Annotated in this window: 14 protein-coding genes and 1 riboswitch; all 14 genes read right to left on the bottom strand. The window is 51.3% G+C overall.

Annotation, left to right across the window (positions count from 1 at the left end; genetic code table 11):
• Nucleotides 1-2 precede the first annotated feature (2 nt).
• The gene (cbiE, locus tag AC3WQ3_RS02020; RefSeq protein ID WP_492471312.1) at nt 3-1,283 is read right to left on the bottom strand and encodes a precorrin-6y C5,15-methyltransferase (decarboxylating) subunit CbiE; all 1,281 of its coding nucleotides are present in this window, start codon (nt 1,281-1,283) and stop codon (nt 3-5) included.
• Nucleotides 1,246-2,400, bottom strand: a complete 1,155-nt coding sequence (locus AC3WQ3_RS02015) for a cobalt-precorrin-5B (C(1))-methyltransferase (protein ID WP_492471311.1) — start codon at nt 2,398-2,400, stop codon at nt 1,246-1,248. Before AC3WQ3_RS02015 ends, cbiE begins: the two co-directional genes overlap by 38 nt.
• 720 nt (nt 2,401-3,120) lie before the next feature.
• Nucleotides 3,121-3,768, bottom strand: coding sequence for a precorrin-8X methylmutase (locus tag AC3WQ3_RS02010; protein WP_492471310.1), 648 nt, complete (start codon nt 3,766-3,768; stop codon nt 3,121-3,123).
• Nucleotides 3,769-3,837: 69 nt separating this feature from the next.
• On the bottom strand, nt 3,838-4,608 hold the full coding sequence (cobK, locus tag AC3WQ3_RS02005) for a precorrin-6A reductase (RefSeq protein ID WP_336782243.1): 771 nt from the start codon (nt 4,606-4,608) through the stop codon (nt 3,838-3,840).
• The gene (locus AC3WQ3_RS02000) at nt 4,605-5,870 is read right to left on the bottom strand and encodes a sirohydrochlorin chelatase (RefSeq protein WP_492471406.1); all 1,266 of its coding nucleotides are present in this window, start codon (nt 5,868-5,870) and stop codon (nt 4,605-4,607) included. Before AC3WQ3_RS02000 ends, cobK begins: the two co-directional genes overlap by 4 nt.
• A gap of 202 nt (nt 5,871-6,072) precedes the next feature.
• A complete protein-coding gene (gene cobJ, locus AC3WQ3_RS01995; protein ID WP_492471309.1) occupies nt 6,073-7,968 on the bottom strand; it encodes a precorrin-3B C(17)-methyltransferase in 1,896 nt (631 codons plus the stop codon).
• A gap of 399 nt (nt 7,969-8,367) precedes the next feature.
• Nucleotides 8,368-8,556, bottom strand: a riboswitch (cobalamin riboswitch).
• Between the two features lie 195 nt (nt 8,557-8,751).
• Nucleotides 8,752-9,576: a uroporphyrinogen-III synthase gene (locus AC3WQ3_RS01990; RefSeq protein WP_154894758.1), complete on the bottom strand. Its 825-nt coding sequence runs from the start codon at nt 9,574-9,576 to the stop codon at nt 8,752-8,754.
• A gap of 131 nt (nt 9,577-9,707) precedes the next feature.
• Nucleotides 9,708-10,910 (bottom strand): GerAB/ArcD/ProY family transporter, encoded by a 1,203-nt coding sequence (locus AC3WQ3_RS01985; RefSeq protein ID WP_492471308.1) that lies wholly within the window; start codon nt 10,908-10,910, stop codon nt 9,708-9,710.
• Nucleotides 10,911-10,965: 55 nt separating this feature from the next.
• On the bottom strand, nt 10,966-11,187 hold the full coding sequence (locus tag AC3WQ3_RS01980) for a hypothetical protein (protein ID WP_239301617.1): 222 nt from the start codon (nt 11,185-11,187) through the stop codon (nt 10,966-10,968).
• Complete coding sequence (locus AC3WQ3_RS01975) at nt 11,180-12,379, bottom strand: Ger(x)C family spore germination protein (protein WP_492471307.1); 1,200 nt, start codon at nt 12,377-12,379, stop codon at nt 11,180-11,182. Before AC3WQ3_RS01975 ends, AC3WQ3_RS01980 begins: the two co-directional genes overlap by 8 nt.
• A gap of 4 nt (nt 12,380-12,383) precedes the next feature.
• Entirely contained in the window at nt 12,384-13,967 is a 1,584-nt protein-coding gene (locus AC3WQ3_RS01970; RefSeq protein ID WP_492471306.1) for a spore germination protein, read from the bottom strand.
• A gap of 175 nt (nt 13,968-14,142) precedes the next feature.
• Nucleotides 14,143-15,129 carry a siderophore ABC transporter substrate-binding protein gene (locus AC3WQ3_RS01965; RefSeq protein ID WP_492471305.1) on the bottom strand — a complete coding sequence of 329 codons (987 nt, stop codon included), beginning with the start codon at nt 15,127-15,129 and terminating at the stop codon, nt 14,143-14,145.
• A 39-nt stretch (nt 15,130-15,168) separates the two neighbouring features.
• Nucleotides 15,169-15,927 (bottom strand): iron ABC transporter ATP-binding protein, encoded by a 759-nt coding sequence (locus AC3WQ3_RS01960; protein WP_492471304.1) that lies wholly within the window; start codon nt 15,925-15,927, stop codon nt 15,169-15,171.
• A complete protein-coding gene (locus AC3WQ3_RS01955) occupies nt 15,921-16,883 on the bottom strand; it encodes an iron chelate uptake ABC transporter family permease subunit (protein ID WP_336782252.1) in 963 nt (320 codons plus the stop codon). The genes AC3WQ3_RS01960 and AC3WQ3_RS01955 overlap by 7 nt, the downstream gene beginning before the upstream one ends.
• Between the last annotated feature and the right edge of the window lies 1 nt (nt 16,884).

The following is a 16,884-nucleotide window of genomic DNA, read 5'->3' as shown; positions in this document are numbered from 1 at the left end:
AGTCATTCTTCCGCTCCGGCTACCGCTTCCTCTGTCACTGCATGCTGGGCTGTGATCACGTAGATCGGATTCAATCCGTCAAAACGGGTCATGTTCAGAATCGGCTTGCTGCGCGCCGTCTGAAGCAGCGTCACCGAGGCAATCAGGCCCGCTTCGCGCATGGCCTTCATGCTGTCATGCAGCGTCTCGATGGTCGCTGCATTCACGACGATGCGTCCCTCCGGGCGCAGCCGGGACGCGCATAGGGCGATCAGCTGCGCAAGCTCGCCGCCGCTGCCGCCAACGAACACCGCATCCGGATTCGGTAGTTCCTCCAGCCCTGCTGGTGCTTTGGCATGAAGGACGGTAAAGTCCGTCCGGAATTTGATCCGGTTGGCCTCGATGTTCACGAGGTCACCTTCGTTCTTCTCGATGGCGAAGACCTGGCCTCGCGGCGCAAGCCGCGTGCACTCGACCGCCACCGAGCCGGAACCTGCGCCGATATCCCACACGATGCTGTCCTCGCCAAGTCGCAGCTCAGACAAGCTGAAGGCGCGGACCTCGCGCTTGGTAATCAGGCCCTTCTCCGGTTTGCGCTGATGGAATTCCTCATCTGCAAACCCAAACCCTTTGCGCGGCGCAGGCGCATCCTTGCGGCGCAGCAAAATAACGACGTTCAGCGGGCTGCATTCGGCTGCGGCCAGCTCGTCCAGGGTGTAATGACGAGCACGTTCGTCTGGCCCGCCGAGGTTCTCGGCAACGTAGGCATCATACTCGGTCATGCCGAACTGCTGCAGATAAGCCCCAACCGCAGCGGGGCTGTTATGCTCGTCCGTGAGCAGTGCAATTTTGGCTTGCCCATCAATGCGCTGTGCAAGGCCCTTGAGCGGACGTCCGTGCACGCTTTCGAGCACGGCGTCGTGCCAGCTCTCGCCAAGCTTGGCGAATGCCAGCTGCAGCGAACTGAGATTAGGCCGGATTTCCAGCTGATCCGGGCCCAGCTTGCGCGCCAAGTACCCGGCGATGCCGTAGAACAGCGGGTCTCCCGAGGCAAGCACAACGATGTTGTGTGTGTCCTGCAGCGCTTTTATTTTCACAACCAAGTCGCTTAATCCGCTCTTAATCGTGAGTTTCTCTCCCGCAAATGCTGGGAAGTACTGCAGCTGACGTTCGCCGCCCACCAGTACATCCGCTTCCTGAATCAGATTCAGACTATCCGCCGTCAATCCTGCCGCACCCTCTTCACCTACGCCGATGATACGGACTCTATGATTCTTTGCTCCAGCTGCTGTCGTCCAGTTCACTGATTTCCGCCCTCCCCAATTCCATTCCTTTCATCGTGACCAATACCACTTCGACCGTTACTCCGCCTCCGGCATGCTCCAGACAGTGCCTACAGGCATATGTACATAGCTTTTCAAAATAGGGTAAATACCCCGCTTCAGTCATCATGTCGGCCACTTGAGTCGCCGTGTTGGCTTCCTCGATCGCTTGCGCCAGTTCATCTCCAGCCCCGGTCTCGCGGGCCACGGACGCAAGAAATCCAAAATCCACCGGCGCACTCTTGGAGTGCACCATCATGACACCTTGAGCCACTTTGGCAAATTTGCCCGGCATCCCCACCAGGCTGATACGTTTCATGCCCAGTCGCTTCCCGTGCTTGATGGCGAACCCGACAAAGTCACCCATCTGAATGAAGGCTTCTTCAGGCAAATCGGGCATCATTTTCATCGCATATTTCTCACTGCTGCCGCCTGTCGTCAACACAATGTGATCACAGCCAGATGCCTGCGCAACTGAAATGGCTTGTACCACACTTGCTTTGTACGCGGAGGTGGAGAATGGAACGACCACGCCACGTGTGCCCAAAATGGAGATGCCGCCCAGAATGCCGAGACGCGAATTCAGCGTCTTCTTGGCAATCTCTTCGCCGTCCGGCACGCTAATGACGACCCTCACACCCCTGGCTGTCCCATGTTCGGCAAGCACCTGGGTCACGGCCTCGGTAATCATGCGTCGCGGAACGGGATTAATCGCCGCTTCACCCACAGGAACAGGCAAGCCTGGTTTGGTAACACGACCTACCCCGATTCCACCATCCAGCTCCACACCGGGCTCCTCACGCCAGTATACATGTGCGATGATCTTCGCCAGATGCGTAGCATCCGGATCATCCCCGGCATCCTTGATGGTGGCACAGGTAGCCGTGCCGTCCGTCATCAGTTCCTGCTCGATCAGTTCGAACGAGTGGTCAAAGCCCGCGGGCAATGAAACCACAGCCTGTGCAGGAGTAACCCCGGTTAACAGGAGCTGCGTGGCCCCCTTAGCAACGGCCGTAGCGCAGGCTCCTGTGGTGAAGCCGGAACGCATCGGTTTGTCCGGATCGGGTGCTTCCCCGCTTTTCATGCGTTTCTTTTCCATGGCTTTGAACCTCCCGTCCATTCTTATCACATTACATAGTAGATGACACTTGGCTGCGAAAACTACGGGGTAGCCGCTACGGGTACGGATCGTTCTTCCGATCGCTGTTGTCTCCAGATTTCTTTGATTCCCTTATGTATAGGGAGAATTCCGGAGACAAAGGCGAACGCTGTCGCTTCTACAGAATCGATTCCGTCCCCTGCGCTACTCCCTGCGTCTTTGGATACCTAACAAAGTTCGTGATCAAACCTCATGAGGTTTATTATGGGTAACTGGACATTCCATGCTACTAGCAGATAGCTTGGTAATGTAGTTACCAAGTTTACGGTTCATGCCTTTACAATTTAGCAATTGAGTGATGCTTAAGGATTGAATCTACCTCATGCATTTTGTACCATGCTTGCTCCAACATTCGCTCCGATTTAGTTGATGATTTCTACACTCTAACGAACTCAGGAAGTCCTATTCGAGCCAATTCACAAACACTGATAATCTAACGAATCATAGCGTCGTTATTTCAACATAGAGCTGATATTCCCACCGTTTTTGGCGGCTTTGAGCAGAATAGCTTCACTCAGGTTCGTTAGAATTTATAACTTATAATTATCTGCGATATAAGGCTCTTGAGGTTCGTTAGCGCTGCCCTGGTACTCCCTGCTCGGTACGCTCAAGGACTTTCTAGGACGCTCTAGATACGCTCAGCTTAGGCTGAAACAGAGACTATACCTTCACTGCCATCAGCGAGATCGCGTTCAGGGCAGCTACCACGATGGTGCTGCCGCCTTTGCGGCCGATGTTCGTGATAAACGGGATGTCCAGCTTGCGCAGCTCATCCTTGGATTCAGCTGCCGATACGAATCCGACAGGCATACCAATGATCAAGCCTGGCTTGGCTTCGCCTTCTTTTACCAAACGAATCAGCTCCAGCAATGCTGTCGGTGCGTTACCGATGGCATAGATTCCGCCCTCGTAGGCCTTGGTTGCTTTTCGCGTCGAGATGATGGCCCGCGTTGTATTCAACCGCTTCGCTTCCTCCATCACATCCGGGTCGGAAATATGCACGTGCACATCTCCGCCGAACCCGCGAATACGATCCTTGCTTACTCCAGCCTGGATCATCTGTACGTCAGCAATGACGGATTGTCCTGCACGAAGGGCTGCAATTCCTGCCTGGATGGCATCCGGATGAAAAACCATGCTGCGGCCAAGCTCGAAGTCAGCTGAGGCATGAATGACACGCTGAACCACGGGATATTGTTCTTCCGTGAATGGATGCTCACCCAGCTCCTCGGTAATCATTTCGAAACTTTTCCCCTCAATCTCCTGGGGCTGTACAGTTAAAGGCTTAAATTCCGTTTTGAAATCCATATGCACTCACTCCTTCAATCGTAATATGATTCAAAATGGGTCTATCCCAATTTGATCTATTGGGGCGTCCTACTCCATCAATACGCGCTTTAACTCGGAGAGTACGCCTTCAAATTCATCAAACACCGTTCCGAATTCGGCCTCTGGGCGGGATATCAATACAACCTGAATGCCAAGCTCCAGTGCTGATTGAATCTTCTCATCTACAGCCCCCGTCTTGCCGCTTTCCTTGGTCACCATAACGGTGGTGGCGTAATGCTTGTACAATGCTTCGTTCATTTCACGGGAAAAGGGTCCCTGCATGGCAATAATATTGCGCTGTTCCACACCCAGTTCACCGCATTTCTCCATATTGTCAAGACGCGGAAGCATACGGGCAACGAGACGAATGTCAGGATCACCGAGCAGATGCTTGGTGAAAATCTGCAGCGTTTTACTTCCTGTCGTTAACATGACAGAACCTTTGAGTTCTTTCGCCTTAAGAGCAGCCTCTTCATAGGAAGGCACGACATGAAGCAGCGGATGGTCATCGTAAGCAAGTCCCGTCCGCTCGTAACGGATATAAGGAATTCCTGCCTGTCTGGCTGCTTCCATGGCATTGGCATGGGCCTCTTCCGCAAAGGGATGACTTGCATCCACTATGGCACGGCTTCCTTTTTCACGGACAAGCTGGACCATGGCCTCTATCGTCAGCCTGCCTGTTCGAACCGGCAGCCCCGCCTCAGACAGACTGTGCGCTGCACTCTCGGTTACAACCGATGTGAGTACGTCCATCCCCTGCTGCTGAATCTGTACAGCCAATTCCCGCGCATCACTTGTACCGCATAACATCAAGATCATGGACGGTTCACCCGCTCCGAAGCAGCTGCGATCTGAGCATGCCCTGCATCTTCTGGTGAGTAGTTCTCTCCGTCTCCGCCCTCTTCATCTTGATGATGCAACGCACCGTCGTGGTCATGATGCGAATGATGAAGTTCACCGTCGTGGTCATGATGATAATCCAGGGATGCTTCACGGCTGCTCACGGCATGTTCGTGAGTATGATGCTCCTCATTATGGTGGTCGTGATCATGTGCGTGATGATCGTGGCTGTGCCCATGGTCGTGGTCATGATGATGGTCATGACTGTGATCGTGATGATGGTGGTGGTCATGACTGTGATCGTGTGCATGATCATGATGATGGTGGTCATGGTCATGATCGTGGTCGTGATGATGATCATGCCCGTGATCGTGATCATGGTGATGGTGGTGATGTTTGGCAGCCTCAAGTCTGAATTGGCAGTTGTCGCAGTTGGCCGCTACCCGTCCATTCAACCCTTCGTTCGCGCGTTCCAATACCAGCTCCACCAATTTGGGATGGAATCCAAAATATCCACCGATCTCTACCTGAATGTCCGGATTGGCCGCAGCAAATTCAGCGGTCATCTCATCAATGCGTTTGATCAGCACACCTGTGAACAGAAAATAAGGCATGATGACGATCTTCTTCGCCCCGAGCAGGAGACAACGCTGCAATCCATCCGGGAATGAAGGCTGCGTCACACCAATAAAGCTGCTTTCAGCCCACTTATAAGGAAGTTTTTCCCACAACATCCGGGTCATTTTGAAGAAATCACTGTTGGCATCCGGGTCACTGCTTCCCCGTCCAAGGACAAGTACGGCTGTCTCTTCATCCGTAACAGGAGCAGGCGGAGCCGCCACTGCTGCGCCGCCTTGATGGGCGGTAACAAGAACAGGCTGAGCTTCCTGCAGGCGAGTCTGCATAATTTGAACGACTTTCTCATGTACGCCAATCGGACGCCCATATACAAATTCCACTTGCGGATAACGAATCTTGGCCCGGTCGATGGCATTCGGAATATCAATTTTGGCGTGGCCCGCAGCAAACAGAATAATCGGCACCAATACGACACGCGTTGCCCCTTTATCTACACAAGCCGTAACGCCTTCAGCAATGCTTGGTCTTGTTAATTCCAGAAAACAGGTCTCTACCACGGTATTCTCCGGCGCTTTCTCCGCTACCGCTCGTGCAAACTCCATTAACTCCCGGTTTCCCTCTGGATCACGGCTGCCGTGTCCAACCAGCAAAATGGCATTCATCATGGCTTCTTCCTCCCCCGCCTGATCCATAGACCAGGCATCTCAATTTTAGGTTGTGCTTACTTGGTAAACGAGCCTTTCACGCTGGGTAACCTGGTTACCCAATCATTTCGATCTATATAAAAGTGCAAAGGGATTTTTTTCGGTATAACTACAAACGCTGGTTAAAAAATATCAGATGGTAACAACACTCGCGTGATCCCTAGTCGCCGCATACCGGGTTTACTTCCACGGTCACAGGCGCATCGACGTGACGGAAGCCTTGGATTACTCCAACGCGTTTGAAAAATTTATGGAATCTCTCATTCGGGTGTCCCTTTTCCTTGTACTCCGCTACGATCCGCTCCACAATCCCGCCAATCTGATCACCTGGAATCCCTTCGGCTACCGGCTGGGCAGGGTGAGCGTTTCGTCCGAACTTCTTGCCGCCAAGGAACAGGTCGTACCCGCCCTTGCGGTAGACGATTCCGATGTCCTCCAGTACGGCACCGTAACATGCCATGCCGCAGCCATTCAGAGCTACGCTGGTCTCTTTCGGCGCACTAAGTCCGCCTATAACTGCCTGCAAATGATTGGCCATCGGAACGGCATCATCCTTCTCCATGTTGCAGAAGTCACAGGCCTTCACCTTGATAACGTCACCGATGGGCACCACGATAAAATTCGCTGCACGCAGCTCCTCTACCAGCTGATCCGGCTCAAAGGTCGGTACCCGCAAAATAATCTGATGCTCCGGCGTGTATTCCAGCTCGCCTTCTTCACTCGCGCATTGCGCCAGCAGTGCCATTTGGGCTGCAGTAAACTTCTTGTTGCCGACGCCAGGCGACACGCCAATCTCGAACAGCGGTGCCTTGCGTCCCGGCTCGGGCGCTGTCCGCACAGCAGCTGCCCCTGCAGCCTGCGTTCCGGCTGGCACGCCTGACCCGGCTGCATCCAGCCAGCGGCTGGCCGCTTCGCCAGCAAGCTTGCCGCCTGCCGCAAGCCGTGTCAGCGCTTCGGCAGCCAGTTCGGCCGCACCAGCATGTGGCACCGCTAGGGCAGCACGCGGTGCGCCTTCCACTGCCGCAGGCCGCTCGGCTGCAAGCACTGCGGTGCTGCCGCCCGCTGGCTGAGCAGCAGGCATGCCAGCGCCCTGCTGCCCTTGCGGTCCCATGCCCGTACTGGTGCTGGCGCCGTGCAGGGCTGGTTCCGCAGCTGGCTGCGTGGTCTGCGCATCGCGGACCGTGCCTGCTGCACCATTGGAAGCGGCAGAACGGGCCTCCATCGCGCCGAGCGACCAAGGCTCAGCTTCCGTGCGAAGCCGCTCATGCGGTCTGAGCGGCTGTTCCGCGGTATTCAGCGTATATTTCCGCTGATATCCGCGCGGTGTAACCATGAGTCCTTCGTACATCATGGTCGAGGAGTTACCAATGATCACAGTCGTCAGCATGCCAATATCATGATTCAACATGTCTTCCAGCGTGGTCATCACGACATCCTGACGTTCACGGTAGGCACTTTTTACAAGCCCCACCGGTGTCTGGGGACTACGGTAACGCAGCAGCATCTCCTGCGTCTCCACGATCTGGCGTGTCCGGCGTCCACTGCGAGGGTTGTACAGAGCAATGACAAAATCAGCTGATGCTGCTGCTTCAACTCGTCGAATAATCGTCTCCCATGGCGTAAGGTGGTCACTCAGACTGATCGTACATGCATCATGCATCACGGGTGCACCCAGCAAGGAAGCACAGGATTGAATGGCAGATATACCCGGGATAACCTCAACGCCAACGCCGGTTCCCGGCTTCCAGCCTTGCTCCATCAGCACCTCATACACCAGTCCGGCCATGCCATATACACCTGCATCGCCACTGGAGATTACTGCAACGATTTTGCCCATCTCGGCCTGTCTGACCGCTTCCTGTGCCCGGCTTACCTCTTCGGTCATGCCTGTCCGTACAATCTCCTGTCCGTCCAGGAGTGGACGAATCAGATCAACGTAAGTGTTATAACCAATGATGACCTCACTCTCCCGTAGTGCCTCCAATGCCCGTGTGGTGATATGCTCCATCGCTCCTGGGCCAAATCCGATAATCAGCAGCTTTCCTTGACTCTGCATTGCTTCTCCTCCTCCATCTCCCTGTTCACCCTTAGCACGTCAATCACATCTATATCATCGCTTCTTCAGCCGGGTCTGTATTTGAGCTGTTGATTATGGAGTTGCTCTGTGCAGCTCAACCTTCTTATCCGGGCTATTCCAAAACAGTGAAAAAGGACGGCTTGACCGACCTTCTTCTTCGCGGCATGTTCGATTAAATCCAGTTCCGGATGGACTGTAAAAAATAAAAAAATCCCATCCTTATAACGGATGGGATACGCATGTACGTACACTCAAGAAGACAGTCCACGGCCCTATTGAGGATAGACCTGTGGCTGCATGGCCGCAAAGGGCCTGCCAGGCGAACCGGTTGTTCGCCCGTTTCCTGATTCTTCGTACACCACTCCTTTCCGCGAAGGGTTCGGTGACACATGCAAGGTAGGTCTCCTGGCTCTGGATCATCAGCTTCCTTTTCTGTCTTCCCCGGATGTACGAGTGACTTGGATGAAAAGGGCTTCCCCATTACAGTGGCGGGACCGCTCGGGATTTGCACCCGATTCCCTGTTACCTCTTGCTCGACGCAAGAGCACCTTGCTTGTTTTCATGAATGATATTGCTTTCATCATAACATCGCTCAGGAAAAAATGTCCATGCTTATGATGTTTGTCCACGATTCTATTTTCAGACAAAACAGAAAAAAGTTCTGATCCAGAACAGATCAGAACTTGAATGATGTATCCATCTGCGAAACCCTCATAACGATCTTACCGGATCCATTAACAGACCTGCATCCTGATCTGCTTATCAGGATTGATCTGCGTGTGCTGCAGCAATATATCGTCCCAGCTCAACGATGAGTGCTCCCATCTTTTCTTCCTCCGGAACAACTCGTGCTTCAATCCCCTCTTCACGCATGGCGTTTGCAGTCACTTTACCTACAGATGCAGGAATCACACCGTCCCGGAAAGCCTGCTGCATCTGTTCCAGCTTACCTTGGGAAGCTGCGTATGCTGCCAGAAACCGTACTTGGGGGCCGCTGGTGAATGCTACAGCATCAACTTCATGCTGCACGATTTCATTCAAAAGCTGTTCCAGTTCGGCCTCTTCCGGTGGTACATGACGATAAGGCAGAACCTGTCTTACTTCAGCACCCTGTTCTTCCAGCCAGTTGACCAGCTTCGGCGCAGTTTCTCCATGAAGCTGGAGCATGACTTTTTTGCCGGCAAGATCATGTGGCGCGAATTCTCGGATCAGCCCGTCCGTACTGCCGTCATCATCCCGGACCAGCGGTGCAAGCTTACGCTTGCGAAGTGAGTTCACCGTTTTGTATCCTCTTGCTGCAATGGAAGCTTCCGACAAGACATCCAGCAGTTGACCAGCTATGTCCATATCCTCTGCCATTTCAAATATGGCATCAAGTCCCATCCCTGTAGTTAATACCGCCCAGTCGGGCGGATCAGAGATCAAGGAGACGAGACCATTGCGTATATTCCGATCATCCAGGAATACCGTTCCCTGTGCTGGCCGCACGAGTGGAATACCACCCATTTTCTCAACTAATAACGCCATTTCCTTGGATTTACGCGGTCCCGTCAGTGCTACACGTATACCTGCCAAATGTTGAGCCATTCATGTTTCCCCCCAGTTCGTTCGTCCGAACGTCATTCGTTTGACTACAGTATACAGGGTAGTTTCATGGAGGGAAACCTTGTTTCACGTCATTTGGCGTGTTCTTCTATAACGATTTTTTATGATTGGCATCAGGAAGGCTGAAGCTCGCCCCCCTGCATTTCATCCTTTTCTGTTTCACCCTCCTGGTCGGCATCGCGTCTTTTCTTCTCCCGTTCATTGTCTTTTTTGGTTGTATCCCGCTGCTTTTCTTCTCGGTGTGAGGATCCCTTTTCCTTTCTTCGTGGACGAAGAAACACAAAGAACACGAGGGGGAACACTATCTCAAAAACAATCGCAATCCATGTCCATTCCCGCGTGAAGCGGAACAGCTGAATCGCATTCTTAAAGAACCAAAATGCACATACGAATCCTACGAGCGCCACCGGACCCGTCATCAGCTTACCAGATACCTTAGGAATCATCCGTTTCAGACCCCAACAGATAAAGTACAGGTCAAATGCAATCTTCGTAATCATGGTAGGCAGGGTAGCTGCAGCTAGGGCCAAGTCAAATCGGTCCAGAAAGTCACTTACTTGCAGCTGTCTGGCAAGCTCATACGACGGGTATACCAACCGGGATGCGATCGGTACACCGATTGCTGTAATGGTTTCGATCATGATCAGCATCATCAGCAAGGCGGCAATCGTTACTCCCCAAGTCACCGATCTGAACCGAAAGTCGCTTCCCTTGATTACAAAAGGCAAAGCAACCATCTCTCCGAAGAAGGAAAAGATATACCAGCTTCCTTTGCCCACACCCGCTGCATCAATATCGAAGTACGGCATCAGATTATCCAGGTTAATTTGTTGAATCAACATGAATGGGACAATGACCGAGTTGAGCAGAAACAAGGTAATGTACAGCTCAGACATCCCAATTAAAGAACCCAGTCCTCCTCTGACAATAAATACAGCCATAACCAAGAGAGACAACACGATGATGGAAATGGGCGTGGTCTCAAGCAAGGTTATACTTACGTAATCACCGATCAACCGGATGTCACGGGCAAATATCAAAAGAAAAAACATGATATACATTAAGCCTGCGACCCGTCCCAAGAAGGGAAATCTTTCGACCAAAGACTCAAACAGATCCTGGTCGGGAAACCGGCTCTGGACACGATTTAGCATCCACATGGATGCAAATATAACAAGAAACACAGGAATATAGGATAGATAGGCATGCTGTTCGGCATAGAAAATGGCCTGTGCATGGGGTTGAATCAGCGTACCTGTTACACTCATCAGCAAGATCAGCAGCGTAAGCTGCCGGCTAGTCACTCCCTGATTCATCAAATACCTCCTTTCTGCCTACTCAACCGGAAGACGATAAACAACAAACAACCATCTATGGCAGCGGCAAATTTCGCTGAATCCAATGGGTCAGCCAAACCGTAATAAAGAACGTTTTGCTCAAATGGGTAACATAGAACCAAATTCCGGTGCTGCCTGCGATCACCACATAGGATAACCAACGGTTAATCGCTGCTGCCTGCCTCAGGTGCTTAAAGTCCATGATAATAACAACGATGACCATAGCCAGATAAGTAAACATGAGCGGCTTAATCATGGACGATCTCCTCCTCGGTCAATCCAATCGGTTTATTGGTGATACCCACATTCTCGATGATGATATGGGGCTCTACCACAACCTCCATATTGGGATAAATGTCATACCAACGGTCCTTGATCTTGTCCCATTCTTTCGGCATCTGCTGATGGATGGAACGACCAAGCCCCAAAATATCGGCATTATACTTTCGTTGGGTCAGCCTTACGCCCTCCTCAATATCTTCTTTCACTTTCTTGTGAATTGCTTCGTTAAGTGTTATAATTTCACGCTCCCTCAGGTCGCCGTAATTCGATTCGTTATCCACCAAAACTCCCTTGGCGTATAGTTGAATCGTGACACTCACTTTGTCATTACGAATATGCGGCTGGAACGAAGAATTATTTTCGTTCAGCTTCAGGAACAACGTCCCCTCTCCCTCTGGAGCTTTAATCATTACCTCTGGCGTATTGGCTTCACCCATGGCCAAAATCAGTGCATCTGCAGGAGCCTTTTCGATCATTCCCACCAGTTTGTCCTTTTTGAAGATGGCCAGTCCATCCAGCTTGATATTGGTTTTGACATCCTTCCAATCCTTCGGTACATTTTCTGCAACGGAAGCAATCGGGAGAAAGGGATCGATTCCGTCGGAAAGGATGGAATCGATAAATAGTTTCAGGGAGCGCGGGTGCCGCATATTCAGGAAGCATAGCTCGCGCACCATCTCCGAGGGGAATTTTTCAATCGGTGCATCTGTATCAAGCACCTTAAATGCCTCCCCCTTGGTCACGACTGGCATGGCTGACAGGCGGTTTAGCGGATATCTGGTTAATAGGTCCAGCATCGGAGCAACGCCTTCCCTGGCCAGATCCTCTCCGATCAGCAGCGTACGACGATGGGCATAATAGAGACGCCGGGATAGGGCCTTTTGCCCTTCAAGCGAGGTCCCGCGAAACGTTTTGGCCGTCGTGGATAGCATAAACCAGGATTTATCCCCACTTGTACCTCCACCCCCACCTTCACTTCCGGAAGCACCAGACTGACCAGGTAGCGCAATTTGCAAGCTTGTCCTGTAATCCTTTTTCTCCTTATCGACGGCGATGCCAATCACAAATGCAATATCGTTAATTTCCTCACGATCCCAACAGCCTGATAGCAGAAGGGTACACAGGAACAGCAGCACCATGGTGCGATACTTATGCATGAAATGCATGAGTTTACCACCCCTCCTCAGCTTCTGGCGAACCATTGATCTTGGCATTCATACGCTTCTGATCCCGATGCACCGTGGAAGGGCGATTGATCATTTTCCACCATGGTGTACGAATTACAATATCCTTGGTATCCGTTCTGTGATATGGACTCAGCCCCGACAGATAAGGAACCCCGAAGGAAGTCATCTGCGTCAGATGGACCGAGATTAATACCAGTCCGATGACAATGCCGTACAGTCCGAGCGCTCCAGCGAGGAGCATGATCGGAAACCGCAGCAAACGAACCGTGATAGCAAAGTTAAAGCGCGGGATGGTAAAGGATGCAATACCTGTCATGGATACGATGATAACCATGGGCGCCGATACAATTCCGGCCTGAACCGCGGCCTGCCCGATCACGAGTGCACCCAGGATGCTGACTGCCTGACCTACCGTCTTCGGTAACCTGACCCCCGCTTCACGCAAGGCTTCAAATGAAAGTTCCATAATAAGAGCTTCCACCAGAGCCGGGAACGGAATGGCTTCCCTGGCTCCGGCGATACTCAGAATCAGCGTTGTTGGAAGCATATCCTGATGAAATGTTGTAATGGCGATATAAAGCGCTGGCAGAAACAAGGCAATCGCCACAAACAGAAACCGGATCCATCGCACCAGATTGGTGATAAAGAACCGTTCATAATAGTCCTCACTGGCCTGCAGCATCTGCCACATGGTCACCGGACCAATCAGGGCAAACGGGCTGCCATCCACCAGAATGGCAAAACGGCCTTCCAGCAGGTTGCCTACTACTGTATCGGGGCGTTCCGTATAATGCATCTGCGGAAACGGGGAATAGGGGTGATCTTCGATCAATTCCTCGATATACCCCGTTTCCAGCACGCCATCAATCTTGATCTTGTTCAGGCGTTTTTTGACATCCTTAATCAGTTTGGGATCCACAATATCGTCCAGATAGGTCAGCACCACATTGGTCTTGGTCTCTGTCCCGATGGTCATGCTCAACATTTTGAGTGACGAATTCTTCAACTTGAATCGAATGAGCGCCGTGTTCACACGCAAAGTCTCCGTAAATCCTTCACGAGGTCCCCGAATAACCGATTCGGTCTGGGGTTCCTCTACTCCCCGGCGCACGCCGCCTTTGACATTAAAGAGCCAGGCATCCCGGCTCCCATTAATCAGCAATAGTGCTGACGCCTCCAGCACACCATCAGCTGCTTCAGCCCAGGAGTCCACCTTTTTCACCTGTGTTAGCGCAATTCGTGTATCATCGATCGGGACGTCAGGCTCATCGGTACGCTGCTCGATCAGCCCCCGAATGAGTGGACGGAGCATATGGTCCTGGATATCAGCCGAATTCACAATCCCTTCGATGTACACCAGAAGCCCCTGAACTTCAGGGGATATCATGACGTTGCGGAATACCACATCCGAACTGTCCGAGAAAATGTCTTCCAGGGCGAGCATATGGCTCTCATGTGTCAATCCGATGGGCTGCTTCAATATGGGCGGAGATGGCAGCCCCAAGGGGATATGTTTTTTTTCGGCTGCGTTTGAGGCAGCTTCTTTTCCTGTTGTCCTGTCGGCCATGTCCGTCCCTCCGCTCTTTTTTTATACAAGGTAGCTTGTGCCAAATGAACGGGAATTATGTGGACGATTTACAAAAATTCATGTCATCCTTCCGTCTTCAGGAAAACAAAAAAGATCCCTGCATTCGCAGAGATCCTTCTTCCCAATTCCAATATGTTGCTGTTATATACTTCAGTTATTCGACGCTTGTGTCCACTTCCTTGATCATTTCCTGAATGGATTCCAGGCCGCCACCGGACAAGTACCAGTAGTTCGGGTCAAGGTACACAATGTGTCCTTCTTTGTACGCTGTTGTATTCTTAACCAGATCATTCTCGATGACCTGTTTAGCTGGAGCTGCTTCCCCACTACCTGCAACCACTGCACTGCGGTCTACCACAAACAGGTAATCCGGATTCGTCTCCATCACATATTCAAAGGAAACGCTCTGTCCATGAGTTGACACTTCAATATTGGCATCTGCTGGTTTAAAACCAAATACGTCATGAATGACTCCAAATCGAGAGCCTGCACCATATGCGCTCAGTTTGCCTTCGTTGGTCAGCACGATCAGTGCGTTTTTGCCTGCAGCCGTTACTTTGTCTTTCAATGCTTTAGCAGAAGCTTCGATGGTAGTCAACGCTTGCTCCGCTTCAGCTTCCTTGCCAAAAATCTCACCAAGTGTCTTCACGTTTTCCGTCAGGGAATTCATGTAATCCTCGGTGTCTACCGCCATATAAATGGTCGGTGCAATCTTGCTCAACTCTTCATATGAATCAGACAAACGTCCCGAGATAATAATCAGGTCAGGACTCATCGCATTTACTTTCTCAAAATCGGCTTCTTTCAAACTACCCACGTTGGTGTACTTGGCGTCTTTATACTTTTCCAAATATGGAGGAACGCCTTCTTGAGGAACACCGGCAACTTCTATGCCCAACTGATCCAGGGTGTCCAGTACGCCATAATCAAACACAACTACGTTTTGCGGATTTTTCTTCACTTTGGTTTCGCCAAGTTGATGTTTGATAACCATCTCCTCATTGGACTGTGCTGCCCCCGCATTGGCCTCTGAACCTGTACCTGTGCTTGCACCCGCATTCTCCGCTGTTTTATTACCTCCGCATGCTGCCAGCACCACAGACAATACAACGAGCAGCGTAAACAACCAACCCTTTTTCATAAATAGACACCTCTCACTCTCTATATTGGTTTTACTTTCTTACGAAAAGTACACACAAATCTTACGTCCATCGATCACCTGCACCGGAATATGCATGTCATATACCTGCTGTAATACTTCCGTATCAATGATGTCCTCCGTTTTACCTTCCTGAACGACCCGGCCCTCCTTGAGTGCAACAATATAATCGGAGTAGCAGGATGCAAAATTGATGTCATGAATGACAATGACTATCGTTTTGCCAAGCTCGTCCACCATTTTGCGCAGCACTTTCATAATCTGCACCGAATGTTTCATGTCCAGGTTGTTCAGCGGTTCATCCAGCAGGATATATTCGGTGTTCTGCGCAATAACCATGGCGATGTACGCCCGCTGCCGCTGTCCACCGCTGAGCTCGTCCAAATACCGTTTTCGGTACGGACCAAGATCCATATAATCAATGGCTTCCTGTACCCACTGGCGGTCTTCCGGCGTAAGCCGTCCTTGTGAGTAAGGGAAACGCCCGAACGCCACCAGATCCTCCACTGTCAGCCTGATATTGATATGATTGGATTGTTTGAGCACAGATATTTTCTTGGATAACTCCTTGCTCTTCCACCCTTCAATTTCCTTGCCTTCAATCAGGACCTGACCGGTGTCTTTGCCAATGAGCCTGGTAATCATGGATAACAGTGTACTCTTGCCGGCGCCGTTTGGTCCGATAAAGGACGTGATCTTCCCTTTGGAAATATTCAGTGATACGTCATCCACTACCCGGACGCCGCCGTATTGTTTTGAGACATTTCTGACTTCTACCACGACTTACTCTCCTTTAGCAGCAAATAGATGAAATACACACCGCCTACAAAGTTGATAATGACACTTACGGTTGTAGAGAAGGTGAATACCCGTTCCACAATCAGCTGTCCGCCTACCAAGGCAACGACGGCGATGATGACCGAGCCCCAGATCAGCACGTTATGCCGGTGTGTCCGGAACACCTGATGAGCCAGATTCACCACCAGCAATCCCAGGAACATGATCGGACCTACAAGTGCAGTAGAGATGGACACCAGCACCATGACAACGAGCAGCAGCCGTTTGACGATATAGTGGTAATCCACACCGAGGTTCACCGCATGATCCTTCCCAAGTGCCAGAACATCAAGATACTTGGTGAATTTCCGCGCATACAGCAGGATCAGAAGGATGGAAGCCATCGAAATGATCAACAGATCCGTATTTACATTGTTAAAACTGGCAAACATTTTGCCTTGCAGGATGAGAAATTCATTGGGATCAATCAGGACCTCCATGAAGGAGGACAGGCTCTGAAAGAGCGTTCCCAGAATCAGACCCACAAGCAGCAGCAGATAGATATTGCGCCCTCGTTCCCGCCTGAACATGAATTGATGCAGCAGCAGGGCAAAAAGGGTCATCAGCAGGACAGACACTGCAAAATTAAGATTTTTATTTACAAAGCTGATGTGAGTGCTTCCAAATACAAAAACCGCAAACGTCTGAAACAACATATACAGGGAGTCGAGTCCCATGATGCCAGGTGTCAGGATACGATTGTTGGTTATCGTTTGGAAGATGGCTGTTGAGTATGCAATACATGCTCCAGTGAGCACGATGGCCAGAATCTTCTTCCCCCGACGCGGCAGGATATAATCCCAGTTGCCCCCGGACTGAATGACCAGAAACACACCAATCAGAATGAGCGCCGCTGCGATCAAGATGCCAAACTTTAGAGTATTCGCTGAAAATTTCATT

This window comes from Paenibacillus sp. FW104-T2, assembly GCF_058789975.1.
The sequence above is the reverse complement of the archived record's forward strand: the minus strand, read 5'-3'. Positions and strand labels throughout refer to the sequence as shown.

Bases quoted from the DNA above. Each gene is read 5' to 3' on its own strand.
- AC3WQ3_RS01975 (WP_492471307.1), bottom strand. From the start codon at position 12,379: ATGCATTTCATGCATAAGTATCGCACCATGGTGCTGCTGTTCCTGTGT.
- AC3WQ3_RS01980 (WP_239301617.1), bottom strand. From the start codon at position 11,187: ATGATTAAGCCGCTCATGTTTACTTATCTGGCTATGGTCATCGTTGTT.
- AC3WQ3_RS02015 (WP_492471311.1), bottom strand. From the start codon at position 2,400: ATGGAAAAGAAACGCATGAAAAGCGGGGAAGCACCCGATCCGGACAAA.
- AC3WQ3_RS02000 (WP_492471406.1), bottom strand. From the start codon at position 5,870: ATGAATGCCATTTTGCTGGTTGGACACGGCAGCCGTGATCCAGAGGGA.
- AC3WQ3_RS02010 (WP_492471310.1), bottom strand. From the start codon at position 3,768: ATGGATTTCAAAACGGAATTTAAGCCTTTAACTGTACAGCCCCAGGAG.
- AC3WQ3_RS01955 (WP_336782252.1), bottom strand. From the start codon at position 16,883: ATGAAATTTTCAGCGAATACTCTAAAGTTTGGCATCTTGATCGCAGCG.
- AC3WQ3_RS01985 (WP_492471308.1), bottom strand. From the start codon at position 10,910: ATGAATCAGGGAGTGACTAGCCGGCAGCTTACGCTGCTGATCTTGCTG.
- cobK (WP_336782243.1), bottom strand. From the start codon at position 4,608: ATGATCTTGATGTTATGCGGTACAAGTGATGCGCGGGAATTGGCTGTA.
- cobJ (WP_492471309.1), bottom strand. From the start codon at position 7,968: ATGCAGAGTCAAGGAAAGCTGCTGATTATCGGATTTGGCCCAGGAGCG.
- AC3WQ3_RS01965 (WP_492471305.1), bottom strand. From the start codon at position 15,129: ATGAAAAAGGGTTGGTTGTTTACGCTGCTCGTTGTATTGTCTGTGGTG.
- AC3WQ3_RS01970 (WP_492471306.1), bottom strand. From the start codon at position 13,967: ATGGCCGACAGGACAACAGGAAAAGAAGCTGCCTCAAACGCAGCCGAA.
- AC3WQ3_RS01990 (WP_154894758.1), bottom strand. From the start codon at position 9,576: ATGGCTCAACATTTGGCAGGTATACGTGTAGCACTGACGGGACCGCGT.